The 25,335-nt window shown below is 63.3% G+C and carries 23 protein-coding genes and 1 tRNA gene; 8 read left to right on the top strand and 16 right to left on the bottom strand.

Features of this window, described 5'->3' with window-relative positions; all coding sequences use genetic code 11:
• Positions 1 to 76 precede the first annotated feature (76 nt).
• Complete coding sequence (locus tag AC58EF_RS12255) at positions 77 to 205, top strand: hypothetical protein (RefSeq protein WP_497276565.1); 129 nt, start codon at positions 77 to 79, stop codon at positions 203 to 205.
• Positions 206 to 212: 7 nt separating this feature from the next.
• On the opposite strand, the gene AC58EF_RS12250 is transcribed toward AC58EF_RS12255, so the two are convergent.
• Positions 213 to 1,097: an ABC transporter permease gene (locus AC58EF_RS12250; protein ID WP_497276564.1), complete on the bottom strand. Its 885-nt coding sequence runs from the start codon at positions 1,095 to 1,097 to the stop codon at positions 213 to 215.
• Positions 1,098 to 1,214: 117 nt separating this feature from the next.
• Here AC58EF_RS12250 and AC58EF_RS12245 point away from each other — a divergent pair, with 117 nt between their 5' ends.
• Positions 1,215 to 1,892 carry a GcrA family cell cycle regulator gene (locus AC58EF_RS12245; protein ID WP_497276563.1) on the top strand — a complete coding sequence of 226 codons (678 nt, stop codon included), beginning with the start codon at positions 1,215 to 1,217 and terminating at the stop codon, positions 1,890 to 1,892.
• A 63-nt stretch (positions 1,893 to 1,955) separates the two neighbouring features.
• Here AC58EF_RS12245 and AC58EF_RS12240 read toward each other — a convergent pair whose 3' ends face one another.
• Complete coding sequence (locus AC58EF_RS12240; protein ID WP_497276562.1) at positions 1,956 to 2,795, bottom strand: outer membrane protein; 840 nt, start codon at positions 2,793 to 2,795, stop codon at positions 1,956 to 1,958.
• Positions 2,796 to 2,953: 158 nt separating this feature from the next.
• Between AC58EF_RS12240 and parE the strand changes: the two genes are divergently transcribed.
• Positions 2,954 to 4,930, top strand: coding sequence for a DNA topoisomerase IV subunit B (parE, locus tag AC58EF_RS12235; protein ID WP_497276560.1), 1,977 nt, complete (start codon positions 2,954 to 2,956; stop codon positions 4,928 to 4,930).
• On the top strand, positions 4,927 to 6,240 hold the full coding sequence (locus tag AC58EF_RS12230) for a serine hydrolase (RefSeq protein ID WP_497276559.1): 1,314 nt from the start codon (positions 4,927 to 4,929) through the stop codon (positions 6,238 to 6,240). The genes parE and AC58EF_RS12230 overlap by 4 nt, the downstream gene beginning before the upstream one ends.
• Here AC58EF_RS12230 and AC58EF_RS12225 read toward each other — a convergent pair.
• A complete protein-coding gene (locus tag AC58EF_RS12225) occupies positions 6,212 to 6,904 on the bottom strand; it encodes a uracil-DNA glycosylase (RefSeq protein ID WP_497276558.1) in 693 nt (230 codons plus the stop codon). The genes AC58EF_RS12230 and AC58EF_RS12225 overlap by 29 nt on opposite strands.
• Before the next feature lie 23 nt (positions 6,905 to 6,927).
• On the opposite strand from AC58EF_RS12225, the gene folK reads away from it, so the two are divergent.
• On the top strand, positions 6,928 to 7,434 hold the full coding sequence (gene folK / locus AC58EF_RS12220; protein WP_497276557.1) for a 2-amino-4-hydroxy-6-hydroxymethyldihydropteridine diphosphokinase: 507 nt from the start codon (positions 6,928 to 6,930) through the stop codon (positions 7,432 to 7,434).
• Between the two features lie 42 nt (positions 7,435 to 7,476).
• Positions 7,477 to 7,552, top strand: a tRNA-Lys gene (locus tag AC58EF_RS12215).
• Positions 7,553 to 7,650: 98 nt separating this feature from the next.
• Here the strand turns inward: AC58EF_RS12215 and AC58EF_RS12210 are convergent.
• Both AC58EF_RS12210 and AC58EF_RS12205 read right to left on the bottom strand, forming a co-directional pair.
• Positions 7,651 to 8,445, bottom strand: coding sequence for a Crp/Fnr family transcriptional regulator (locus tag AC58EF_RS12210; RefSeq protein WP_497276555.1), 795 nt, complete (start codon positions 8,443 to 8,445; stop codon positions 7,651 to 7,653).
• A gap of 224 nt (positions 8,446 to 8,669) precedes the next feature.
• Positions 8,670 to 10,592 carry a hypothetical protein gene (locus AC58EF_RS12205; protein WP_497276554.1) on the bottom strand — a complete coding sequence of 641 codons (1,923 nt, stop codon included), beginning with the start codon at positions 10,590 to 10,592 and terminating at the stop codon, positions 8,670 to 8,672.
• On the opposite strand from AC58EF_RS12205, the gene AC58EF_RS12200 reads away from it, so the two are divergent.
• Positions 10,579 to 10,962: a hypothetical protein gene (locus AC58EF_RS12200; protein ID WP_497276552.1), complete on the top strand. Its 384-nt coding sequence runs from the start codon at positions 10,579 to 10,581 to the stop codon at positions 10,960 to 10,962. The genes AC58EF_RS12205 and AC58EF_RS12200 overlap by 14 nt on opposite strands.
• Before the next feature lie 58 nt (positions 10,963 to 11,020).
• On the opposite strand, the gene AC58EF_RS12195 is transcribed toward AC58EF_RS12200, so the two are convergent.
• Both AC58EF_RS12195 and AC58EF_RS12190 read right to left on the bottom strand, forming a co-directional pair.
• Positions 11,021 to 11,728 carry a response regulator transcription factor gene (locus AC58EF_RS12195; RefSeq protein ID WP_497276550.1) on the bottom strand — a complete coding sequence of 236 codons (708 nt, stop codon included), beginning with the start codon at positions 11,726 to 11,728 and terminating at the stop codon, positions 11,021 to 11,023.
• A gap of 70 nt (positions 11,729 to 11,798) precedes the next feature.
• On the bottom strand, positions 11,799 to 14,042 hold the full coding sequence (locus AC58EF_RS12190; protein WP_497276548.1) for a GumC family protein: 2,244 nt from the start codon (positions 14,040 to 14,042) through the stop codon (positions 11,799 to 11,801).
• 353 nt (positions 14,043 to 14,395) lie between these two features.
• On the opposite strand from AC58EF_RS12190, the gene AC58EF_RS12185 reads away from it, so the two are divergent.
• Positions 14,396 to 15,706 carry a lipopolysaccharide biosynthesis protein gene (locus tag AC58EF_RS12185; protein WP_497276547.1) on the top strand — a complete coding sequence of 437 codons (1,311 nt, stop codon included), beginning with the start codon at positions 14,396 to 14,398 and terminating at the stop codon, positions 15,704 to 15,706.
• On the opposite strand, the gene AC58EF_RS12180 is transcribed toward AC58EF_RS12185, so the two are convergent.
• The 9 genes from AC58EF_RS12180 to AC58EF_RS12140 all read right to left on the bottom strand — a co-directional run bounded on the left by AC58EF_RS12180 (position 15,603) and on the right by AC58EF_RS12140 (position 25,270).
• Positions 15,603 to 16,334, bottom strand: coding sequence for a LuxR C-terminal-related transcriptional regulator (locus tag AC58EF_RS12180; protein WP_497276546.1), 732 nt, complete (start codon positions 16,332 to 16,334; stop codon positions 15,603 to 15,605). The two genes, AC58EF_RS12185 and AC58EF_RS12180, sit on opposite strands and share 104 nt — an antisense overlap.
• Positions 16,335 to 16,668: 334 nt before the next feature.
• Positions 16,669 to 17,748 (bottom strand): glycosyltransferase family 4 protein, encoded by a 1,080-nt coding sequence (locus AC58EF_RS12175; RefSeq protein WP_497276545.1) that lies wholly within the window; start codon positions 17,746 to 17,748, stop codon positions 16,669 to 16,671.
• A complete protein-coding gene (locus AC58EF_RS12170) occupies positions 17,745 to 18,455 on the bottom strand; it encodes an HAD family hydrolase (protein ID WP_497276544.1) in 711 nt (236 codons plus the stop codon). Before AC58EF_RS12170 ends, AC58EF_RS12175 begins: the two co-directional genes overlap by 4 nt.
• Positions 18,452 to 19,468 carry an ATP-grasp domain-containing protein gene (locus AC58EF_RS12165; RefSeq protein ID WP_497276543.1) on the bottom strand — a complete coding sequence of 339 codons (1,017 nt, stop codon included), beginning with the start codon at positions 19,466 to 19,468 and terminating at the stop codon, positions 18,452 to 18,454. The genes AC58EF_RS12170 and AC58EF_RS12165 overlap by 4 nt, the downstream gene beginning before the upstream one ends.
• Positions 19,468 to 20,145 carry a PIG-L deacetylase family protein gene (locus AC58EF_RS12160; RefSeq protein WP_497276541.1) on the bottom strand — a complete coding sequence of 226 codons (678 nt, stop codon included), beginning with the start codon at positions 20,143 to 20,145 and terminating at the stop codon, positions 19,468 to 19,470. Before AC58EF_RS12160 ends, AC58EF_RS12165 begins: the two co-directional genes overlap by 1 nt.
• 5 nt (positions 20,146 to 20,150) lie before the next feature.
• A complete protein-coding gene (locus tag AC58EF_RS12155; protein WP_497276539.1) occupies positions 20,151 to 21,065 on the bottom strand; it encodes a methionyl-tRNA formyltransferase in 915 nt (304 codons plus the stop codon).
• Positions 21,037 to 22,773, bottom strand: coding sequence for a sugar transferase (locus tag AC58EF_RS12150; RefSeq protein ID WP_497276537.1), 1,737 nt, complete (start codon positions 22,771 to 22,773; stop codon positions 21,037 to 21,039). Before AC58EF_RS12150 ends, AC58EF_RS12155 begins: the two co-directional genes overlap by 29 nt.
• A 20-nt stretch (positions 22,774 to 22,793) precedes the next feature.
• A complete protein-coding gene (locus tag AC58EF_RS12145) occupies positions 22,794 to 24,038 on the bottom strand; it encodes a glycosyltransferase (protein ID WP_497276536.1) in 1,245 nt (414 codons plus the stop codon).
• Entirely contained in the window at positions 24,035 to 25,270 is a 1,236-nt protein-coding gene (locus AC58EF_RS12140) for a glycosyltransferase family 4 protein (RefSeq protein WP_497276535.1), read from the bottom strand. The genes AC58EF_RS12145 and AC58EF_RS12140 overlap by 4 nt, the downstream gene beginning before the upstream one ends.
• Positions 25,271 to 25,335 lie beyond the last annotated feature (65 nt).

The raw sequence follows: 25,335 nt of genomic DNA, 5'->3' as shown, positions 1-25,335 counted from the left end.
ACCTGCGCAACATATACCCCCTCGCCGAAGCCGCAAACGCCGGCTTCCAACTCTCCCGCGTCGGTGGCGCGGGCAATTGATCTGGCCCTGGGAGGAAGGGCGCGGCGACGACCGCGCCCTTCCTTACATCCGTCACTGGATGAGCGCGGCCTTGCTGCTGACCGGCATGATGATCGTCATGCCGGTTTTCTTCGGCTTTATCTGAAAGCCGTTCAGGCCTTGATCTTCCAACCGCGGCGCAGCAGGGCGTAGCAGAGGCCGCCGAAGATCAGGTTGAGCGCCAGCAGCACAAGACTGCCCGTCACCACATTGGTGTCCGCTGCCGCCACAAAGCCGTAGCGGAAACCGGAAATGATGTAGAAGAAAGGATTGGCGTGGCTGATGCCCTGGAAGAAGGGCGGCAGCCGGTCGATCGAATAGAAGGTGCCCGACAGCAGAGCGAGCGGGCCGACCACGAAATTGGTGACGGCGGCGCCATGGTCGAACTTTTCCGCCCAGATCGACGTCAGCACCCCCAGGAAGGCGATGAAGCTGGTGCCGAGCAGGCCGAACCAGACCACCGCCCACAGATGCGCCGGCGTCACATGCACGCCCGGCCAAGCGGCCATAGCCAGCCACAAGGCACAGCCCACCAACACCGCCCGCGTCACCGACGATGCGGCCAGTGCGAACAAGAGTTCGCCCACGGAAATGGGCGGCATCAGATAATCGACCAAAGTCCCCTGCACCTTGCCCACCATCAGGGAGAAACTGGCATTGGCGAAACAGGCGTTGATCATGCCCATGATGATGAGGCCGGGGGCGATGAAGTCGGCGAAGGGCACCGCTTCCCCGCGCAGCGTCACCGTGCGCCCGCTGCCCCCCAGCGCGACGATGAAGATGATGAGGAACATCAGGGTCGTGATCGCCGGCGCCCAGACGGTCTGGAGCTGCACCTTCATGAAGCGGCGCACTTCCTTGCGGTAGAGCGCCCAGGTGCCCGCCCAGTTCACGTTGCGGATCTGCGGCACGCCGGGTTCGGCGAAGGGGGGCGCCGCCGCCGGGCCGGCGATGGCGGGGACGGAGGAAGGAATGGCAATTTTGGGCTGGTCGTTCATGGCTGGATCGACTATCGGCTGGTTCGTTGTGCTGCAAGCGCGCAGTTCACGGATTTGAACCGCCGCGCCCGATCCCCATATAGGGAGGCACGCAGAAATTTGTGAGGAGTTTTTCATTTGTCCTGGACCGACGAGCGTATCGACCAGCTCAAGGCGATGTGGGAACGCGGCCTGACCGCCAGCCAGATTGCCGACGAACTGGGCGGCGTCAGCCGTAATGCGGTGATCGGCAAGGCGCATCGCCTGGGCCTGCAATCGCGCCCGTCACCGGTGAAGGCGAACGAAGCGCCCAAGAAACCCGCCCCGCCGCGCAAGCCCGCCCCCGCGCACGAAGCGGAAGCCCCCCGCGCCACCGCACCGATCGCGCCGCCGCCCGCGCCATCGCGTCCTGTTGCGCCGGCCGCTCCCGTTGCTCCCGCCCCTGCGGCTTCGGCCGATGGGTCCGTCGCGCCGCCCCAGCCGCGCATCGTTTCGGTCGGCCCCGGCGGCTTCCTGCGTCAGGGGCCGGGCGACCAGCAGGCGCCGATCCCGCCCGCGCCGCCGCGCCGCCTGGTGCCGGCCAAGCCAAGCCCGGACATCGCCGACAAGACCAGTCTGCTCGACCTGACCGAGCGGATCTGCAAATGGCCGATGGGACATCCGGGCGAGCCGGACTTTCATTTCTGCGGCGAAGCGGTGAACCCTGGCTTCCCCTATTGCGTCGAACATTGCGGCCGCGCCTATCAGGCGCAGCTGCCGCGCGGCACGCGCCGCCCGCCGCCGCCCATGCCCTTCGGCGGCCCGCGGGTCCGCTGATCGGAGACGCCATAAGGCCCGGCCTCCTGTTGGAAGCCGGGCCTTTTTTGTCTTTGATCCCGATCAGAAGCGGTAGCTGGTTGTGACCATCACGCTCTGGGTGTCGAACTTGTCGCCACGGTTGATGCTGGCGCCGCCCGACGGAGTGATGCGGAACGGATTGGTCGCCGGAGCCGTGCCCGCGCCCACATCGACCCGATAGTCGCCGACATTATAGCGGGTCCACAAATAGCGCGCGCCGATCGAGAAGTGATCCGACACCTTGGCTTCGATGCCGCCGCCCATGTTCCAGCCCCAGCCATCTTCTTCCGCATTGACCCGGGTGAAGCTGTTGGCGCTATTGCTGGTGCGGAAATAATTCTGCACCCTGGCGTAGGACAGGCCGCCGGTGATGTAGGGCATGATGCCGCCGGGCGTTGTGTAGCCCAGGCGCGCGCGCAGATTCGCGTTCCAGTCGATCGCCCGCCGCATCGTGTAGAAGGCCGGGGTTGTCGAAAATTCGGTCACCTTGTCGTCGATGAAGGCCCGGCCGCCTTCGGCAACCACGCCCGCGACGATGTTGCCGAACTGCCTGTCATAGCCCACATGGCCCATCCAGCCGATGGCGTTCTTGTCGGACTTGCATCCACTGGCCGGCGTGGGACCGCGCGCCGCGCCGCCGCAGGTGCCGGGGGAAAAGGCGTTCGCGCCTGTGGTCGTCGTGACCACATCGTCATAGGCGCCGTCGCCGTCGGTATCGAAACGCAGATGTTCGCCGCCATCCTTCTTCTGCCAGGTCTTGCCGAACGACACGCCGACATAGGGACCGGTCCAGTCGACCCCTCCGTTGTCCTGCGCAAGGGCCGGTGTCGCCAGGGCGAACGCCAGCGTGGCGCCAAGCGGCGCGATTGCTATCATCTTCATACATATACTCCTCGCCTGTGCGGCCATTCGGTCCGCCATCGCCAGCGCCAACGACCCGGCCAGCAAAATTGTTTCAAAGCAATCTGTTACTTTTCATTGCCCATGTAGTTTTCCCGCAACGCTTGCGCCCGCTGCCGGCCCGCTTATAGCTTGTCCCCATGTCCGAAGACCTGTTCGCCGCCAACACCCCGCCCACGCAGCAATATGACGCCTCCACCATCGAGGTGCTGGAAGGACTGGAGCCGGTCCGTCGCCGACCCGGCATGTATATCGGCGGCACCGACGAGCGGGCGCTGCACCATCTGGCCAGCGAGGTGCTGGACAACAGCATGGACGAGGCCGTCGCCGGCCACGCTACCCGGATCGAGGTGACGCTGGACGCAGGCAACCGGCTCACCATCACCGACAATGGTCGCGGCATCCCGGTCGGCATTCATCCCAAATTCCCCGGCAAATCGGCGCTGGAAGTGATCCTGACCACGCTCCATTCGGGCGGCAAGTTCGAGGGCAAGGCCTATGCCACGTCGGGCGGCCTGCATGGCGTGGGCATCAGCGTGGTCAATGCGCTGTCCACCAGCACCGTGGTCGAAGTGGCGCTCAATCGTGAGCTTTACCGCCAGAGCTTCGCCCAGGGCCTGCCGACCAGCGACCTGGAAAAGGTCGGCGCCGCCCCCAACCGGCGCGGCACATCGGTCAGTTTCGTTCCCGACATCGCGATTTTCGGCGAACAGAAGTTCAAGCCGGCCCGCCTCTATCGCCTCGCCCGGTCCAAGGCCTATCTGTTCGCCGGCGTCGAGATACGCTGGAAATGCGCGCCCGAACTCATCAGCGATGACACGCCTGCCGAGGCCGTCTTCCAGTTTCCCGGCGGCCTCGCCGATCATCTGAGGGAACAGTTGGGCAACCGCGATTGCGCGACGACGCAATTCTTCTCGGGCAACCAGGATTTTCCTGGCACCGCCGGTCGCGTCGAATGGGCGGTCGCCTGGCCGCTCTGGTCGGACGGCAGCTACAGCTGGTATTGCAACACCATCCCGACGCCGGACGGCGGCACGCATGAAGCCGGGCTGCGCACCGCGCTGGTGAAAGGCATCCGCGCCTTTGGCGAACTGGTCGGCCAGAAGAGGGCCAAGGACATCACCGCCGACGACATCATCACGTCGTCGGAAATCATGCTGTCCGTCTTCATCCGCGATCCCCAGTTCCAGAGCCAGACCAAGGATCGCCTGACCAGCCCGGACGCCGCGCGGCTGGTCGAAAACGCCGTGCGCGACCATTTCGACCATTTCCTGACCGACCATATGGACCGGGGCAAGGCGCTGCTCGCCTACGTCCTCGATCGCATGGACGAGCGCCTGAAGCGCAAGCAGGAGAAGGAGGTCAAGCGCAAGACCGCGACCAACAGCCGCAAGCTGCGCCTGCCCGGCAAGCTGACCGATTGTTCCAACGACGATCCCGAAGGCGCCGAAATCTTTCTGGTGGAAGGCGATTCCGCCGGCGGTTCCGCCAAGCAGGCGCGCGACCGCAAGACCCAGGCGATCCTGCCCCTGCGCGGCAAGATTTTGAACGTCGCGTCGGCCAACACCGCCAAGATCCTGGCGAACCAGGAAATCGCCGATATGATCCTGGCGCTGGGCTGCGGCACGCGCAAGGATTGCAACCCGGACAATCTGCGCTACGAACGCATCGTCATCATGACCGACGCCGACGTCGACGGGGCGCATATCGCAACGTTGCTGATGACCTTCTTCTTCCAGGAAATGCCGGAACTGGTGCGGCGCGGGCATCTCTACCTCGCTCAGCCGCCGCTCTATCGCCTGGTCGCGGGCGGCAAGAGCCTCTACGCCAAGGACGACGCCCATCGTGAGGAGCTGCTGGCCAAGGAGTTCAAGGGCAAGAAGGTCGACATCAGCCGCTTCAAGGGGCTGGGCGAAATGAACCCGATGCAGCTGCGCGAAACCACCATGGACCCCAAGACCCGCAGCCTCATCCGCATCACCCTGCCCGACGATGTCGAGGACCGGCAGCAGGTGCGCGACCTGGTGGACCGGCTGATGGGGACCAATCCGGCGCATCGCTTCGCCTTCATCCAGGAAAATGCGGCGGCGGTGGATGAGGAAGCGATCGACGCATGAAAATGCGGCAGGCCGCCTCCGCCTGCCTGCGCTCATGGTCGATCCTGCTTGCCGTGCTGCTAATGGCTATTCCTTTGCAAGCATCGGCGCAGGTCAACCCCGCCTATCAATCCCGCGCCGAACAATTGCTGCGCATCCTGTCCACCCCCGGCGACGAGCAGGATTATTTCGCGCCCCTCTTCCTTGAGGCGGTGCCGGTCGACCGATGGCGTGCCGTTGCCGCCGACTTGCGCGCCCAGCATGGCCAGCCTGTCGCTCTGGGATCGGTGCGCACCGAAAGCGCTACCACCGGCCAGGTCGAAATCCGCTATACGCGCGCCACGGTCGGCTTCACCCTGGTCGTCGCGCCGCAGCCGCCCCATCGCGTGATCGGCCTCCACATCGTCGGCGCGCGCACCGCCAATGACAGCTTCGACAAGGTGATGGCGGACATCGCCGCCCTGCCCGGCACGACCGCGTTCGCCATCGCAAAGCTGACCGACGCCGGCCCGCAATGGTTGCGCGTTCACCGCGCCGATGCGCAAATGGCGACCGGCTCCAGCTTCAAACTCTATATCCTCGCCGAACTCGCCCGCGCCACCGCCGCGCGCGAACGGCGATGGAGCGACGTCGTCCCACTTGGTCCCAAGAGCTTTTCCGGCCGCCTGCTGGGCTGGCCGGATGGCGCACCCATGACCCTACACAGCCTGGCCACGGCGATGATCGCCGAAAGCGACAACAGCGCCAGCGACACACTGCTGCACGCGCTGAGCCGCGACAGGGTGGATGCGATGCTGGCCGCGACCGGCCATGTTGATGCAACCAAGGCGTTGCCGCTCCTCACCACCGCCGAAGCCTTCGCGCTCAAGATGCCGGCCAATGCCGACCTGCGCCGCCGCTACGAAGCGGCATCCCCCGCCGAGCGCCGCACCCTGCTGCGCGCGGAGGCCCCGCGCCTCGCCGCCAGCAAGGTGGATGTCGGCAGCGTCGCCGAAATGCCGACCGCAATCGACAGCATCGAATGGTTCGCCTCGCCAAAGGACATGATCGCCCTGCTGGACTGGCTGCGCAGTCATGGCGGGGACGCCCTGCCGATCCTGGCCGTCAATCCCGGCATCGCCCCGGCCGACGCGAAGCGCTGGCGCTATTTCGGCTATAAGGGCGGCAGCGAGCCGGGCGTCATGGCGATGAATATCCTCGTGCAGGCGCAGGACGGGGCCTGGTATGCGGTCAGCGGCAGCTGGAACAATCCGGCGGCGCGGGTGGACGAAGCCAGGTTCGTGGCGCTGATGACACGGGCGCTCAATCTGCTGGCGGACGGCCGAGACTGATTCCGGCCGATCCGTCCGCGATCGCCACGGCTCTGGCGAAGACCGCATCGAACATCTCCGCCGTCAGCCGGCCGACATTCTGGTTGTAGCGGGAGCAGTGATAGCTATCGATCAACAGACGTCCGTCGGGCATCCGATGTTCGGCCAGATGAGCAAAGCGCGCCTTGGGCAGCTTGCCCCCCAATATTTTGACGGCCGACTGGTGCGCGATTTCCCCCAGAGCGATGAAGGTCCGCGCCCGCGGCAGCGCCGCCACCGCCTGCGCCAGAAAGGGCCGGCAGCTATGAATTTCCTGCGGCACGGGCTTGTTCTGCGGCGGCAGGCATTTGACGGCATTCAGGATGATCGCGCCGCGCAAGGCCAACCCATCGTCCGGCCGCCCGTCATATTGCCCGTCGGTCAACCCATGCCGGGCCATCGTTGAGAAGAGCAGGTCGCCGGCATAGTCCCCCGTGAAGGGCCGCCCCGTCCGGTTGGCGCCCTGCCGCCCCGGCGCGAGGCCGATAATCGCGATGCGGGCTTCAGGATCGCCGAAGGCCGGGACCGGCGCGTTCCACCAGTCGGGATGCTCGATCCGGCATTGCTCCCGCAGTTCAACCAGCCGCGGACATAATGGGCAGTCGCGGGACGGCTCTGTTTCGGGCAAGGGGCTTTCCAGGATCATCCGCAGCAGATAGGCGCTGCACCATGGCGGACACAACCCATCTCTATGCGCTGGCGCTTGGATCGAACCGGCCGATGTCCGCCCGCCGCACGCCACCCCGACTGCTGGAGGAAGCCGCGACGCTGATCGCCGATCGGGCGGAGGTGCGGGCGGTATCGCCGACGATCCTGACCCCACCGCTCGGCCCATCGACGCGCCTCTTCGCCAACGGTGCGCTGTTGGTGGAAAGCAGCCTGCCCCCGCCCGCCATGCTGGCCTTTCTCCAGTCGGTCGAGACTCGGCTCGGCCGCCGCCGCCATCGCCGCTGGGGCGCGCGCAGCATCGACATCGACATCATCCTCTGGTCGGGTGGAAAATGGCGCAGTCGGACGCTGACCATCCCCCATCCCGCCTGTCGCACCCGCGCCTTCGTGATGACGCCGCTTCTGACGATCGCGCCGGGCTGGTGCGACCCCGTCACGGGCCTTGCCGTGCGGCATCTGCACGCCCGCCTGCAAAAAGCGACGCCAAAGCGCGCGACAAGAGGTTGACCATCCGCCCCGCCCCCTTTAGGGCGTCGTCCACCTCTTCAGGGGCCCTTAGCTCAGTCGGTAGAGCAACTGACTTTTAATCAGTAGGTCGCTGGTTCGAATCCAGCAGGGCTCACCATGTTCCGGCTAGGGTGGGAAATAGGGCTCTCGCAGCCGGTCAGTCCCAGCGATCGCTCCATCTGAGCGGCAATATCGGAATTACGGACGCGCAAGCGATCATCTGAACAAGGGCAGCGTCTCCTGCCCGCTCGCCTCGGCGCGGCTGCGTCGACTCCCTCCCGGCTCCTGCGTACCCAGGCTGTCGATGTGCCCGAGATAATTGGGATTGAACGTACCCATTTTCGCCAGTGCCCCCAGGTCGACAATCTCCAGCGCGCGATGACGCCAATAGAGCAGGCCCGTCGACCGGAGCAGGTTGATGCTGCGATTGACCTGCACCAAGCTGAGACCGGTACAGTCAGCAATATCGCGTTGCGCCATCGGGAAATCGACCGCGCGTTTTTCCTTCGCGCTGTCCAGCAACAGCGCGCGCACGTAGAGTTCGCAGAGCAGATGGGCGATCCGTTGCGTGGCGCCGAAACGGCCGATGACGGAAATCCATTGGCGCTGGATGGCCAGCGTCATGCTCAAATCACGCCTCAGCGCACGATCTATTTCCGGAAGCTGTGCAGTCGCCGTGATGAAATCGGAATGGGAAAGCTGTGCGAAGACGACCGGTGAAATGGAGCTGGCGGAGTGATCCTGATAGGCGTGCGCGGTATCATGCCCCAATATATCACCGGGCATTAGAATTTGGACAATCTGTCGCGCGCCATTCTCAAATTGATGATAACGGCAAGCCCAACCGTCAAAGATGATTCTCACGGAAGACGCGGGGTCGCCATCAACATAAATATCCTGGCGCGCCTTTACTTGGCGCAATTGTCTTTTCGCCACATTCGCCAAAAACTGCGCCTCTTCGACAGAGACCCCAAGCTTGCAACTCAGCTTTCTGGCAAAAGTGTCCAGCACCTCGAACCTCCGCGGCCTGAATCGAGACAGAAGCAAACCACAGGATGATTTTAATCGATAAATTTAACAAAGTATCTATACCATTAGGGATATTTCCATTCGCAATAGAGACGGGTGCAACATGACCGTCATGGTAGCGAACACATTCGAGCGAGGATCGACATTAACTTAAGTCAATATAAGGAATGATATGATTATCATTATCAAATGAACCATATTTGCGATTAAAACATCGGGCGACCACAATTATAGGCGGGAACAGTGCCGCCCCCCTTGCCGACCATATTATTGTAAAGGGTATGATCCTTCGCCAGGGCGTTCAGATATTCCTCGATATTGGGATAGCCGTCGCCGTCGCGATCATCATTCGCATCCCATTGGTTGGGATTGGTGTTCTTGAACTTCTTTTCCCATTCATCCGGCATACCGTCATTGTCGCTGTCCAGCTTGGCTGCGCGCTGCGTGAGCCGCGCCCACCCACCTGCCTCGGAGACCGTGGACGGCCAATTCCGGTCGAAGAGATAAGGGGCTGTGTCGCAGGTCCGGACATCGTCGATATACATGGCGTCTACGTTGTCCTGACAGGCACCATAAAGACATAGATTGGCGCCGGCGAAGGTCAGGACATCGCGAAAGGCCTGCTGCGCCGACGCCACCCTGGCGACATCGAACGAAGGCGCGGTGAGGCCGGGCATCAGGGCATAGCGCAAGTCTTGCACGACGCTCAGTCCAAAGCGACTGCAATCCTGCACGCCGGCAATGCTGAGACCGCAAACCGAATTGGCACTGACATGGGCGATGTAACCGGCGCTGTTCCGGGAGGAATCCGTCGTCGTCGAACCAAATTGCCCCGCGATCCGCGTCCGCGGCGTCACATTCCCCTTGGAAAAAATGTTAAAACCAAAGGCATAGCGGCTGGCGTTCGCATAGAGCCCGATAAGATAATTGCCATCCGATGCATTGTATTTTGGCCCGCGCAAATAGACGTTGTTGAGATAATTTGCGTAAACATTGCCAAACTGGTTCGAAACGAGGCCAGCTTCGGCAATGAAATTGTAGAGGACATTGTTGACGACATCGACCTGCCCCTTGGCGCCTGCCATCGGCGGGTTGGAACCCGCGGCGACATTGATGCCCCGCTGTTCGCCATGTTGCGAAAGATTATGCGCGATGGTTACACGAGTGGCGGGCTTCAGGAAGAAGGTCTTGCAGTGCAATGACGATGTATGACCGGCATTGCGGCAGATATTCGGTCCGATGATCGACCATTGCACCGTGCAGTCGGTGCAGGCCATGTCCAGACTTTCGTCGGTTCCGAACATGGTCGACACATGGTCGAGTATCTGGTTGTTGGTGCCCGACATACGGATCGGATCGCCATTCTGGGATTTACGACCCAGATGGGGTCCGGTGCGGGTCCGCACATGGCGCAATATCATGTGATTACCGCCGCGACGCGTGTCGATCAGTGAATCCACCGGATTATAGTTCTGACCCAGCCGGAACTCGATGCCACCAGGCGAAGTCTGGCCAGCAATATAGATTTTAGGCTGCGTGATGAAGGCCGACGACTGCAAAATAATGGCCCCCGCCACGTCGAACACGCAATAGCGCGGACGATTGGCGGGAATGGTGTAAGGATTGGTGATCGGCAGGGCCAGGGCGCATTCGCGATAGCTGATCTTGCCGTCCGCAGGATTTGCAACATCCTCGCGCGTGTTGATCTTGTACACGACCGCGTTCGGGCTGCGCGCGCTGCTATTCTTGCCGAAACCGGTCGCGGTGGGAAATGCGAGCGGATGGATCGCCCGGTCGGGAATGGCGCCGTCGTCGGGATTGACGAAGGCGGTGGCGGTCCCCGTCGACTTGGCGGCAAAAGACGGAGCAGGAACCTTCAATCCCTGCACCGAAACGAGCGCTGGGACCGTGGCAGAGGACGGAAGAGAGACCGGAATCCCGCCATTCTGTGTCAAGGCCGCTTCCTTGACCCAACCGTCCGCGCCTTGGACGAAATCGACGTTCCACCATCGTTCGTCATTTCGGGTCAAAGGGCCACCGACAACGGCCCCGTCCACCGCAGCCGCCTGAATTCCGGCGCCGGTCCGCAGATCGCTTTCCATCAACCAGACACTGGTGGCGAGCTTCACTTTCGCACCGATATCGATCGAACCTGCACGAACGCCGACGGCGGTCGCGAGCAGGCCAGCGACTGCGGCCGATACAAATATGAGCTTCGCCTTTGGCCTTGCAGAGTCCCACATTATTTCTGACCCCCTGACTATTTTTGGCAGACAATATTTCACCCTGACCCAGAATTACCTTCTGGATCATGATTTTGACTTTGCCGTTTTAAGAAATTCACCCCCGCAGATGCGCGCATTCAATGCCGCACCCGAAATGAACCCGGTGCGTTTTTATCGTTCCAGAAATTGCGATCAAGTTAACTCATCGCATATTTTCTATCGGCTTGCCTCAAATTCGCAATTGCAAGCAAATATACTGCCCAAAAGAACATGATCTTTTGGACAGTATAATTTTATTCATTATGAACTATTGGTCGAGGCGCGCAGCCTCTTTAAAGAAGATTGCTGGCGATTGCGACCACCTGAGTCCGGTTACTTGCACCGAGTCGACGCATGAGTTCCTTCACATGCGCTTTCACCGTCCGCTCGCTGATGATCAGTCTGCCGGCGATCTCCCGGTTGGTGAGTCCGCGTGCTACCCCTTCGAGCACTTCGCGCTGGCGTTGGGTGAGCCGTTCGTCATGGGTGAACAAGCCGCCGGACGGTGCGACAGCCGATCCCAGGCCGGGTCCTGCCAGCACCGAACGCGGATAGATGATGCACCCACGCCCGACAATGCAGATCGCATCCTTGGTCAGTTCGAACGACATTTCGCTGTTGAGATATCCATCGACGCCCAGTCGCAACGCGGCGCCGGCATGATCGGTATCCGTATGCGTGGTGAGAATCAGGATGCGCCCGCCCGGGGCCGCGACTTGCAGCGGATCGATCATCGCGGACAGGCTGGCCTGATCGAAAGCGTCGGAAGCAAGATTGAGCAATACGGCATTGATGATACGCCGTTCCCGCAGAATAGTGGTGGCTTCCCAAACGCTGGCGGCAGCCGAAACAGAGCGGATTTCGGGCGTATCCTGAAGCGCAGCAAGAAGACAATCGCGCGTCAGCGAACGCGGATCGATCACAAGCAGGTGCAGTTCACGGAACGTATCACGCCCCGCAGTCCCCAGCCCTCCCTCAATTGCTACCAGATCAGGGGGCAACGGCCTGCCCTTTCTCGAAAAACGGTTGCCTGCCCACCACTGTCGGGTGGGTCGGGTTATTGCCTCAACCCTATCCCGCACGACGGCCGATCAACCGCATGAGAGGCGCGAGACGGTTGGGCGCATCCTCCTCGCCATAGGTATATTTGCGATAATGCTGGATGCTGTCGCCATAGCGAAGCTGCGCATGTTTGCGATATTGCACACGATTGAACGCCGCGCCGGTGATCGGTTCACCGAATTGCAATATCGCGGATCGCAGAAGATCGGGTGTCGTGCGCCCCCAGCGGAGCACCATCACCGTCTGGTCGGCATGATGGGCAAGTTCCTGCGCATCCCCGACCGCCAGCACGGGCGGCGTATTGAGGACGATCACGTCATAGCGTGCACGCAAGGCAGAAATGAGCGCTTCGACCCGCGGCGAGGCGATCGCCGCGCCGGGATCAGGCGCAGACCGAAGCGCCCGGATACCGTGAATGGCGGGCGTCGATGTGCTGGTCAGTATAATTTCGTCCAGCGTGGCATCGCCGGCCAGATAATCGAGCAGATCCTTGCCCGATTCCCCCCGCTGCAACGTGCTGCCGAGGCCAGGGCGGCGCAGGTCGAAATCGATCACGATCGCGCGACGACCGCGGGCGATGGCAGCGGCCGCCAGGCCGATCGACAGGGTCGTCTTGCCGTCCCCGGGCAAGGGTGACGTGACCATGACCACATTGCCGGCGGCGCGACCGGAAGTGCGCGAGAGCCGGCTCTCGATCGACCGCACCGATTCGGCGAAGGTCGAATAGGGATGATCGATCACGCGCTGATGCGTGGCGATGCGATGTTCGCGACGGTCGGTGAGACGCGGGATCAAACCCAGCGTCGGCAGGCCCGCGATCGCCCAGATCTGGGCAGCGCTGCGCACCTGCGTGTCGAGAGCCTCGCTCAGCATGACCACGATCAGCCCGAACATGATCGCAGCGACGGCGGCCGCGGCCATGATCTGCGTCCGGCGCGGAAAGCTCGGCTGGGTCGGTTGCAAGGCGGGCGATGCGATAGTGGCATCGGCCTTCACATTTTTTTCGTCCCTGCGGATTTCATTGAGGCGACCAAGCGAGGCAAGATAGACGGTTTGCAACGCCTGCGCATTGCGCTCCAGATCGGCAAGCGGAACGCCTTCGACAATATCGTTGAGCGAACGCGCCCTGAGCGAAGCCACATCGCCGGCGAGTTGCGCCTCGCGCGACTGCTGGGCGGAGGCTTCATTGGACAGTTGCACCCGTACCCGCGCGGATTCACTGGCGATATTACTGTCCAGTTGCGCCAGTTCGGCATAGGCCTTCTTCACGTCGGGATGGCCGTTGCCGTAGAGCGTGGCGAGTTCGCTCAGGCGGCGCTGCACATTGACCTGCTGGCTGCGCAGGTCGGCGAGCAGCGGCGACATCAATTGCCCCGCAGAACCGGAGCGCCGCTGCGCCTCGGCACGCTGGCCGCGGGTCGCCGCGAGTTCGGCGGCGGCGCGCCCGAGCTGCGCGGAATTGGCGTCATTGCCAGCGCCCGGGTCAAGGCCGCGCGATCGGCGATAGGATGCGATGGACTGTTCGGTGGACACAAGCTGCCCGCGCAGTTCGGCGACACGTTCGCCAAGCGTCTGGATGCGGCGCTTGACGGCCGATTGCCGTTCGTCGACCTGGGACTTGACATAGACGCGCGTGATCTTGTTCGCGATCCGCGCGGCCTTGTCAGGACTGACGGACGTGACCGTCACGTCCACGAAGCTCGATTGTCCATCCTGTTCAACCTTCAGCGCATCGAGCAGGCGATCGGTGGTCCGCTCGATCAGTTGCGGCGACGTGCTCCCCTTGGCAGGCGCATTTGCCAACTCATTGTCTTCCACATTCCAGAATGTGAGACGATCCAGGAAATTGTCCCATGAGGTCCGCTTGTCGGGATTGGCATTGGGGTTGAACTCGGGATCGTCGTGCAGAGCCAGGTCGCGAACGACCTGTCGCGCAAGCGGCCGGGACTGGAGAAGTTGTATCTGCGTTTCGATCTGATGTTCGCGCCGGAGTTCGGCATCGCGGATCGACGCGGCCGTTTCCTCCTCGGTCGGCAGGACGGCTTCCCCCGTGTCCACACGCATGACCGCAGTCGCCTGATAGCGCGGCTCGATGAACGCCAGGGCGATGGCCGCAAGGACGATGACAACCAGAAAGGTGATTCCCAGCCGCCTTTGGTGACGCCGCAGCACCCGCAGAAAATCCACGCCCGATGCCTGTTGCGGCACGGCGGGAGGGGGTGGCCGCATATCCGCCAGCGCACGGTCCTGCATATTCCATCACTCCGAATCGATACACCACTGAATGATGTGGAGCCTTGGACCTTACGCGGGTCCCGGGGTGCAGCTAGAAACCAGAAGGGTGTTTCCCGGCGATTTTGGGTAGCATGTCGCCCCTCTGCTACCGCTGGTCGCCTTTGCTATACCTCTACTGAACTATCCCTCTTTGCCGCCTAGCATTCAGGCGTCGGAAACGGCACGCCACAGCCATGAATCAAGAGCCGCCGTCATCGCCCAGTTCCGCCGCCTCCATTAGCGGGGACATCGAAGCCAGGGCGCTTGGCGGCGGTGACGAGCCGTCCCGCGGCGCTCGACCCGACGGACGCGGCCGCGCACAGCTTGGATGGATGTTGAAACAGGTCGCCCATCTGGCAAGTGGAAACGCCGCCGCCATCGGCATCGGCATGGTGACGCTTGCGCTCATGGCGCAAATGCTGGGGCCGGCATTGCTGGGCATTCTCGCCATGATCGAGGCCTATGGCCGGCTGATCGACCAGATCGTCCGCCTGGAATCCTGGCAGGCCATCATCCGTTACGGCTCCGCCGCGATCGAAAAGGCCGATCGGCGCGGCTTCATGCGCCTTGTGCAATTCGGTGTCGCGCTCGACGTCGTCGGCGCGCTGGCGGCCGGCGCCATCACGCTGATGGCCGTGCCCTATGTCGGGGCCTGGCTGGGATGGGATGCCGAGACACAGGCGATGGCGCGCTTTTACAGCATCGCCGTCTTCTTCGGCATCTCCTCCACCCCGATCGGCGTCCTGCGCCTGTTCGATCGGTTCGCGGTGATCGCCTGGGTCGATCCTGCCCTGGCGTTGCTGCGCCTTGCCGCCGTTGCTCTGATCTGGATGACGGGCGGGTCGATCTGGGAGTTGCTGGCAACCATGATCGCCGTCCCCTGCCTCCAGCGGCTGGCGCTGAGCTTCGCCGCCATCGTCGAACTGCGGCGCAACGGCTACCGCTTTGCGCTGCGAGCCGACGGGCTTTCCTATGCCGGTGAATTCGAAGGAATCTGGCCCCAAATCCTTTCAGCGAACGGCACCGTACTCGTGCGCAAGGCGACGCAGGAGTTGGACATATTGGCCGTGGGCGCGATCGCCGGGCCGATTGGTGCAGGCATCTATCAGCTGGTCCGCAAGTTCACGCTCGCTGCGATGAAGGCTGGCGCCATGCTGCAACAGGTGGCCCTGCCCGACCTGGCGCGTCTTTGGGCACGCAGAGACATCGACAATTTCGTCGCCGCCATCCGGCAGGTCGAATTCCTGACCTTCAGCGTGGCGATCGGCTTCGTGCTTGGGGTGTTGTTGGTCGGCGACGATGTCATCCGGCTTGTCGCGGGACCGGATTTCGAGGATGCCGGACATCCGCTGATCGTGCAGTCGATCGCCGCACTGCTGTTTCTGGCCGGCAGCGCACTCAGACCTGCCCTGATGACCATGGGGTTCCAACCCCAGGTCTTTCGCATTGCACTCATCGCCGGCGCCGCCTTCTTCATCACACTCTATATCGCCACGCCGAGGCTTGGCGTAATCGGCGCCGGCGTGGCGCACATCATGTTCAATTTGATCTGGCTACCTTCATGTCTGCTAATATTCCTGAAGGGGCTAAGGCAGGCACGGGCATCGGCATCTCGCCCCCATCGCTCGCCAGACCCCGACTGACGGCCCAGATGGCGGCTTGGGTGCGGTTGCGCACGCGCAATTTCCGCAGAATGGCCTTGATGTGAACCTTCACGGTTGCATCCGCGATCTGCAATCGGCGGGAAATCACCTTGTTCGGCTCCCCGTCGACCAGGCATCGAAGAATATCAACCTCGCGCGTGGAAAGATTATTGCCTGCCGCTCCGGCGCTCCAATATTTCGAGATGGAGCAGGGCTGCGCACTGGCGAGCGATTCAGCGATCTGCGACGGCAGGACCTTTTCCCCCAACGCCGTCAATCGAAGCGCCCCCGCCAGTGGGCGGCACGATATCTGCTTGACGATATAGCCATCCACGGCGCCGGTCATGAATGCGCGCGACACATCCTGCACGCTATATTCATCGGCCATGATGACGATTCGAACATGAGGATGGCGGGCGCGGACTGCTTCGCACGTATCCAGCCCCTCATCTATGTCGATAGCATCGACAATGATGACGGTTTCCCGATCAATTCCATGGTCCAGATCTAACGGACAGGAAACGGTTTCATCAACCAGAAAATCTTCTTCTATGAGAATTCGCTTCAAACCTTCACGAATAATCTCATTCTTGCCTACAATAGCTAAATGAATGGGCGCGTCTGTCATGTCCAATCTCCCCCTCATGGATTAGGGACGGATCGTGCGACCAGTTCTCGAAGATATTATCGATCCTCGGTTGATAAATTATTTGTTAACCCACTTACGTCCAAAAGGGCGATAAAAAAAATATACCAGTTTAACATTGGCTGGATAATTATAAGATTTCCAAATAGTGTCCAAAAAAGCGACACCTGGACGAGCATCGTTTCGGTGAAAGGATGCGATCAAATCGCCATTGACTTGATGCAGGTTAGCATTACTGTCCTTGCGGCGCGGCATATTTCGGTCCCGCTGAACGCTTTGACCGATTGGCTGCCCAGGACATTCGCATTGTCGCGAATCAGGTTCGGGCGCTTTCAATCACCTGCATCCAGCGCGCCAGCACGGCGCTTTCCTGAAACATCTTCACGCGCTCCACGGCGCCGACACCCAGTTGCTCGCGGCGTGCGGGAGAAGACATGAGTTCCGCCAATGCCTTGGACAACAAGTCGACTTTCTCGGGAGGAACCAGCAACCCGCTCACATCCGGCTCGATCAGGTCCGACGGACCGAAGTCGCAATCATAGGCCACTACAGCCAGGCCCGCCTGCATGGCTTCTCCGACGACATTGGCGAACCCTTCATAGCGCGAGGACAGCACAAACAGGTTCGCGGCCTCGATCCATTCGCCATGCTGTGCAGTGCAACCGGGCAAGCTGATGCGCCGCTTCAATCCCAGCGCTTCGACCTGTGCCTCCAGCGCCGGCCGGTCAGGCCCTTCACCGAAAATGACCAGGCTCCAGTCCGGGAACCGCTTCGCCAACAGACCGAAGGCGGCGATCAGCAGGTCAAAGCCCTTTTGCTCAGTGAGCCGTCCGACCGCGACCAGTTGCGGCGATCCTCCCCGCCTCGGCGCATAGGGGAGCGAACATATGGGATTTGGAATGACGACGGCGCGTTTCCGCTCGGCCGGTCGCAAATGTTCCCGCCCGCGATGGGTCAGCATGACGATCGAGGTCGCGCGGGGATAGAGATAACGCAGCGCAAAGCGCCACAGGGGATGCGCGGGCTGCCGGTCCGGATTATTGCGTTCCGAGACGATCACCGGGACGTTCCCGCCACGAGTCGCCAGCAGGGTCAACACATTGACCTTCGTCAGGAAGGATATGACGACGTCGAACCGTCCTGCGAGCACCCGGCGCAACGCCCAGCATCGTCGCGCAGCGGTAGTCCATGCAGCGGCTCCTCGCCCCGTGGTGGGCAAACCGAGGCGAACAAGCGAAACGCGGGAATCGATCGGATGGAAGATCGAATCTTCGGGCCGGTCAAAGGTCACGATCGTGACATCCCACCCGCGCGCCAGGGAGGCGGCGGCGAGCTTGCTGATGACCCGTTCTGCACCACCCGCGCTGAGGCCCGCCAGGACGAATGCCACCTTCATCCGACATGGCTCCTTTCGACGATATGATTCAGCGGCGCGAGAAGCCGATCATGATCCCACTGATCGAACGACTCGATCACCATGTCGGCCCGATGCGCGTCGCTCGGCGCCATTCGCGCATGAATGGCCCCCGGCCGGTCGATCTGGACGGTGGCCCAGCCCAGCGCGCGCGGCGCGAGAAAATCCTTGGCCGGATTGTCCGCCACATAGATGAACCGGGTCGAACGGCCGGCATGGGCCGCCTGCACCGTTTCATAGGCGCGCTTGTGCGGTTTCCAATAATCGCGTCCCCAATCGTCGGTGCAGATGATCGGGTCCAGTCCGAACCGAGGCAGATCCAATGCGTCGATCTTGCCATGCTGCGCGACGCTGTAACCGTCGCTGATCAGCGCGAAGGCATAGTCATGCCCGGCGGTGAGGAACGCCCGCGCATCGGGCGCGAGTTGGATATCAGGCGCATGTTCGCGATAGACCGAAACCATCCGATCGATGATCGCGGGGTCGGCGGGCACGCCCAGGATCGCCAACGCAGCGTCGAACAATTTGCCGTATTGACCCGATTCCACCAGGCTGGTGGCAGCGGCTGCCAGACCGTCCAGCCCCAGCGTCGATCGCGCCCACGCATCCACGACGCGAATGCCGCTGCGGACATAATCACGCTCCAGATAGAGCGTGTCGTCCAGATCGAAAACCAGAGTGACGGTCACGGCGAAACGAAGATCGCGGCATCGTAGCGCAGCATCATGACACCTTCGGTCCAGTCGTTTCCGGCGCTGCTCGGCAGGCCCAGCCGTTCCTCGATCAGCCATTGCGCGAAGGAGGCTCCGGCGGATTCGGCGAGCGGATAACCACCACCGAAGCGCGCGTTGATCTCGAACAGCCTGGCCGTGCCGTCGGGGGCGATGATCGCCTGGTAGCAGAGCGCGCCGCGCGCGCCCGGCAGCGCGGCCGCCAGCTTCTCCGCCATGTCGAGAAGCTGCGCCGGTCGCCCGGTGACGCCCTTTTCCACCTCGCCCGCGCGCACCTGCACGCGATGGTGCGGCACCACCGAATGGAGCACGCCCTTGCCGTCGAAATAGAGATTGACGGTCCATTCCTCGCCCCGCAGCAATTCCTGGACGATCATCGGCTCGGGCACCGAATCCGGCAGCTCGCCCATATTCTCGATCTTCAGGATCGATCGCCCCGCGCTGCCGCCGCGCGGCTTGATGATGGCAGGACCCGTCCATGCTTGCGGATTGAGATCCTCCCACGCCACGGTGCGTGGCACCGCTACGTCATGCTCGGCCAGGAATTGTGCGGTCAGCAGCTTGTCGCGGCAGATGGCGACCAGTTGTGGATCGCTGACCGACACCCAGGCGCCCAGCGCCGCGAACCGATCGCGCGCGTCCGCCAAAGGCTGCAATTCCGGGTCGATCGTCGGCACGATCAGCCCCACCCCATGGTCGCGGCAGATCGCCTCGATCGCGGGGACATAGGCCGGGTCATCGGCGCGCGGGACGCGGAACGATTTGTCGGCGAAGCGGCAGGCGGCGCTCCATTCGGGCTGGAGGTCGCAGGCGATGATCTGAAGATCGACGCCCAGATGCCCCGCGGCGCGCCGGAAGGCGATCAGCAACTCGACCCTGCGCCCGGCCGAACAGAGCAGCATCGTCAATCGCTTGCGCGACGTCGATCGAGGCCTGATCTCTCCCATCCGATCCCCCGTCATCTGATGCATCAGATTACCTCCCGGATTAGCACAAATGCCTCGGCTGCATAACGATGGACGGTCGCGCCACGCAGCATCGCCAGCGCGCGCAGCGCCTCGGGCGAGCGTTCGTTCGGAAAAACGCCGCATTGCGACTGGAAACAGGCGAAGGCGGCGAGCTTGCGCTCCAGCGTCTCGTGAATGTCGATGAAGATATTGGGCGCGAAGCATGGCTCGATCTGCGGCGCCGCCCAATTGGTTTCCGACAGGGTTTCATAGGCGTAGAGCCGCAGCGGATAGCGCCAGTCGCGCGGTCGGGCGGCTACCATGGCGGAGCGGAAGATCAGCTGATGGTCGAGGTGGATGTCGCCCAGGAACGGCAGGAACAGCGTGGCAGGCTTCACTTCCTCGAACAGCCTGCCCATCGCGCCGTTCAGATCGGCGTGCGGCACCTGATCCAGTTCGGCCGCCGGCTGGTCGAGAAAATAGGTGTGCGCGACGCCGAGCAGCTTATGCGCCGCGAGCGCTTCCTGTCGGACATGATCGGCCCCTTCCTGCGAATAGCGCGGCGCCCTGCCCCGCGTCGCGATCGCCACATGAACCTCGCGCCCGGCGTCGGCGAGCCGGGCGATGACGCCGCCGCAACCCAGCACCTCATCGTCCGGGTGCGGCGCGATGACCAGCGTGACGCCGCTGTCGCTGATCATATCCTTCACCCCAACACCCCCAACATACTGTGCAGGGCCGGTTTGCGGGCCTGCGCGGATTCATAATCCGTAACATGCAGCGCACGGCCATCGCCGCAGCAGACGGCAAAGCCCTGATCGTCGCGCAATATCACCTGACCGGGGCTGGCATGTTGCCGATCCGCGCAAGCGCAGACGCGCGCCGCCCATATGGTGATCCGGTCGTCCCCCGTCCCGGTGAACGCGCCCGGATAGGGACGCCCCACCGCCCGCACCAGCCGTTCGACCGCTTCGGCCGGCTGGCGCCAGTCGATCTGCCCATCGCTCGGGCGGCGGCGCGTGGCGTAGGTCGCCACTTTCTCGTCCTGCAACCGTCCCGTCAACTCGCCCTGCAACAGGCGCGGCAGCAACTCGCGCAGCATGGCGTCCAAGGCGACCATATGCTTGGCGTAAAGCGTGGCGGCCGTCTCGTCGGGCGCGACATGGAAATAATGCTGCGCCAGTAGCGGACCGCTGTCGACGCCCTCGTCGATCCAGAACAGGCTGGAGGCCGTGATCTTCTCGTCCAGCAAGATGGTCCAGGGTATCACCGCCCGCCCCCGCAACCGGGGAAGCGGCGCCGGATGATAGCCGACCACGCGCCCGCCTGCTGCTGCGCGAAATTCCGGTCCGCATATCTGCGACCAGCCGATCACGAACAGCATGTCCGGGGCGATGGCTCTGACCCGATCGAGAAAATCCGGCGCGTTGCACGCAGCCACAGGGATCAACTCCGCCCCCGCCCGTGCCGCGACGGGCGCCAGGTCGACAAAGTCCGAGTGGCGCGACGCAAGGTCCGGCGGCAGCGTCGCGATCGCCGCCAGCGTCCATCCGGGCGTATCGGCAATCGCTTGCGCCGCCACCCGCGTTCCTTCAACCGCGCCGATCAGCAACGCTCGCATAGGCCCTCCGAATATGCATCTGGCTGATCCGTTCGCCCCCGAACAGGGTCGCTACCGTCCTGAGCGCGATCCACAGGTCGCGGCCCAGGGAACGACGCTCGACATACCAGAGGTCCAGCGCCAGCTTGTCCGCGTCGCTCAGCAGCGCGTTGCCATTGACCTGCGCCCAGCCGGTCAGCCCCGGCCGCACGCTGCCGCGCCGCTCCCCCTTTTCACCCATCGCCGCCACGGTCGCGGGCAGAAGCGGGCGCGGCCCGACGAAGCTCATCTCGCCGCGCGCGATGTTCCACAGTTCGGGCAATTCATCGAGCCGGCTGCGACGCAACAGCTTGCCAAAGGCGGTCAAGCGCGCCTCATCTGGCAGCGGCCGCCCCTGCGCATCGCGTAAATCCCGCATCGACCGGAATTTGACCAGATCGAAGACCCGTCCGCCACGCCCGGCGCGATGCTGCCGGAACAGCACGGGGCGGCCAAGGGCGAGCGCGACCACCATGCCCAGCAGCAGCATGACCGGCAGCATGGCGATGAAGGCCAGCGCGGCGAGCGTGCGCTCGACCAGGGGATAGTCCCCCAGCGCCCGACCTTCCGGCCGCTGGAGCGACGGACCGATCAGGCTCATTTCCGTCAACAGCAGGCTGTTGACCTTGTCGACATGATAGCGGTCCTCCGCCAGTTGGCGGGAGCGGGCGCCCATGGCCGCCAGCCGCGCGGGATTGGCCGCCAGCCGCGCCATTGCGGCCGCCAGCGCTTCGACGTCGCGGGCCGGCACCAACATGCCATTTTCACCCAGGATCACGGTTTCCCGGCATCCCGGCATATCGGTCGTGATGATCGGCCGACCGATCGCCATGGCTTCCAATATGGTCCTGGGCAGACCCTCGCGATAATAGGTCGGCAGCACGAACACGCTGGCCTGCGCCAGATGAGGCCGCACGTCGCGGGTCGAGCCGAGATAGTCGACGCCCTTCGCCTGCCACGCCGCCATTTCGTCGGCGCTGAAGCCGGCCTTGCCCGGCTCCTGCGGCCCCAATATCTGGAAACGGGTGTCCGGATATTGCCGGCGCACCATCGCGGCGGCCTCGACGAATTCACCGATCCCCTTGTTGCGCATCAACCGGGCGATCAGCAGGAAGGTCGGTGGCCCTTGAGGAATCGGCTGCTGCGCGAACTGGGCGGTGTCGATGCCCGATCCGGGCACCTGGATCGCGCGCTGCCTTGGCGAGAGGATGGCGTGGCGGCGCATCTCCGCCTCATCATCGGCGTTGAAGACGAAAATGCCCGCCGCCCGGGCGATCGCAATGCGATAGAGCAGGGAAATCAGCGGGCGCAGGAACCGACGCTTCCCGCTCGCCGGCTCATCATCCGAGTAGACATGCCCAAGGCCGCTCACCATCGCGAAGAAGCGCGCGCACGGCGCGGCGATCCGCGCCGCCATGCCGCCATAGATGATCGGCTTTTGCGTATAGGCGAGGATCACGTCCGGCGCCTCGCTGCGGATCATGCGCCGCATTGCCCCTAATGTGCCGAGGTCACGCACCGGATTGGTGCCGATGCGGTCCATCGGCACGCGACGATAGGTAATGCCCATCTTCCGCAACTCGGCGTCCGTCGCCGGATCATCGTCGGGCGCGCACGCGACGACATCATGCCCCTCCGCAACCATCCGCCGCAGCAGCGCGCCCCGGAAATTGACCAACGAATAGGCCAAGCTTGCCAGAATGACTATTTTCACAGGCTGTGCGCTCCCGCCTCACGCGCCAGGGCGCTGGCGCTGACCGACCCGCTGCCATGCACGGCATGACGCACAGCGCTGGCATAAAGGCGACGATATTGGACGGCGATGTCGTTGATGTCGAAATGCGCTACTGCTCGCGAGCGCCCGGCCGCACCCATCGCCCGTCGTCCCTCTTGACCAAGATCCGCAAGCCCCGCCAACGCCGACGCCATCGCATCCGTATCGCGCGGCGGAACGCTCCGACCGCCTTCGCCCATCACCCAAGCGCTGTCGCCGACGTCGGTGGCGACGCACGGCACGCCGCAGGCCATCGCTTCTCCCAATATATTGGGGAAAGCCTCACCCCAGGCGGACGACAGCGCGACGATGTCGACGCCCGGCAGCCAGTCGGCCACATCCGCCCGTTCACCCGCGAACGTCACCGCATTGGGCGGTAGGCATTCGCCGATCGCCTGCATCAGCGCGGCGCCGGGCGCATCCATGCCCGGTCCCACCAGCAACAGCCGGCAGTCGCGGCCCGATGCGCGCAGCTTTCCAAGCGCGCGCGCCAGCATGGCGTGGTCCTTCATCGGATGGTTGCGCGCGACCATGCCGATGACCAGGCCATTGTCGTCCATATCGAATAGCGACCGCAACCGCTGGCGCGCATGGGCATCGGGGCGGTAGCGGGTCAGGTCGAACCCGTTGGGAATATGGATGGCGCGCGACCCGTCGAACCCGAAGGCGGCATGTTCCTTCGCCGCGGTCCGGGAATTGTAGATGATGCCGTCGACATTGCGCGACAGGCGGGCGCTGAGCGACAGCAGCGCGCGACTGGTCCACTTCTCCACCTTCGGATCGGCCAGCGAATGGCGCACATTCCAGAGCAGCGGCACCCTGCGCCTGACGGCAAGCTTCGCCATGCTGGCGGCGACATTGCCATGATACATCCATCCCTGCAGCAGATCAGGCTGGAGCATAGCAGTGATCCGCAACAGCCGCAGCACGCCGAGCGGACCAGGATAACCGCGCGCCATGCCGAGCGTATAGGTGGGACAGCCGCTCTGCTTCAGCCGATGCGTGAAGCTGCCGGGAGGCATGAGGGAAAGCACGGCCGGGCGAACGCCGTTGCGCTTGGCTGCGGTGGCCTCGACCAGCTTCACCAGCATCGATTGAGCGCCGCCCACGTCGAGGCTGGTGGTGATATGCTGCACAAGTCCCGGCATGGCGGATACGGCGGCGGGCGTAGGCGCGTTCATATGGCGAGTACCTCCCGATATATTCTGGCGATTTTGTTCACATGGGTTTCGACGCTGAACTTCTGCAGCGCCTCCTGACGCGCGCGATGCGCGATCGTCATCGCCATCCGGGGATCGTCGATGACACCCAGCACATGGGCGGCCAGATCGTCGGGATCGTCCGGGCGGGCGAGAAGCCCCGTCCCCCGGTTACGGATCGCCTCGATATTGCCGCCGGACGCGGCGGCAACCACTGGCGTACCGATCAGCATGGCCTCGATCAGGGTTCGGCCGAACGGTTCTTCCACCGCGGGCACGAGCAGCACGTCGCTCGCCGCGAGCCAGGGTTCGACCGGCTGCAGGAATCCCATCATGCGCACGCAGTCCATGACGCCCAGCTCCCGGATTTTCTGCCTGATGCGCGCATCGATGCCGGGTTCATGCTCATCGCCGAACATCAGGCCGACAACGCGCTTGTCGGGCCTCGCGCGCCGCATCGCGGCGATCGTCTCGACGAAGACGAGCGGCCGCTTGCGCGACGAAAAATGGCCCAGAAAGGAAATGATCGCCGTATCCGGGGCGACATCCAGACGCGCCTCGATCGCGGATCGCGATTCCTTGCGGTCCAGATCCGCGATCGACGTGTCAAAAGGGCTATAGGCGACGGTGGACTTGCCGTGGGCGGACCAGATCCCCTGGGGCGGAGACGCGAAATTCGACACGCATATCACGCGATCGGCCACCAACGGCGCCAGCAGGCGCAAGCCGGTTGCGCGCGGATTGCCGCGATGATGCCAGATATGGCGAGCGCCGGCGAGCCGTGCGGACATGCCCCAGGTCGCGTGCATAGCGCCTTCGTTGGTATGGACGATCCTGATGTTGCGCGCGCGCAGATAGGCGCGCATCCGGGCAACATCGGCGGGCATATGGCGAAGATCACGCAGAGTGACACGCCCCGCCTGCCAATAATGCGGGATCGGCGCACGTTCGAAGGCGACCCCGGCCTTTTCCAGAAAATCAGGCAACGGACCGTCCAGACTGTGCAACAACACCACCGGTTCGAATTGCGTATGGTTGAGACCCTGGATCAGTTGCAGGGCCGAAATGTGGCTCCCGCCGATCAGGCCGCCGGCAAATGGAAAGCAGACACGGCACTTGTCGATGCTCGCCGGACGGACACGACTGACATCCTGCGGCGCCGGGAGCGGCCCATGTTCGGCTTGCGATACAATTTGGCTTTGTAACTCTAGCATCTGGGAATCATGGCCCCCTCACCGTCTGCTGACCGGCATAGTCGTCACTCGACCGAGGGCCCGCC

The sequence above is a fragment of the Sphingobium sp. WR1 genome, from assembly GCF_059693745.1.
The sequence above is the reverse complement of the archived record's forward strand: the minus strand, read 5'-3'. Positions and strand labels throughout refer to the sequence as shown.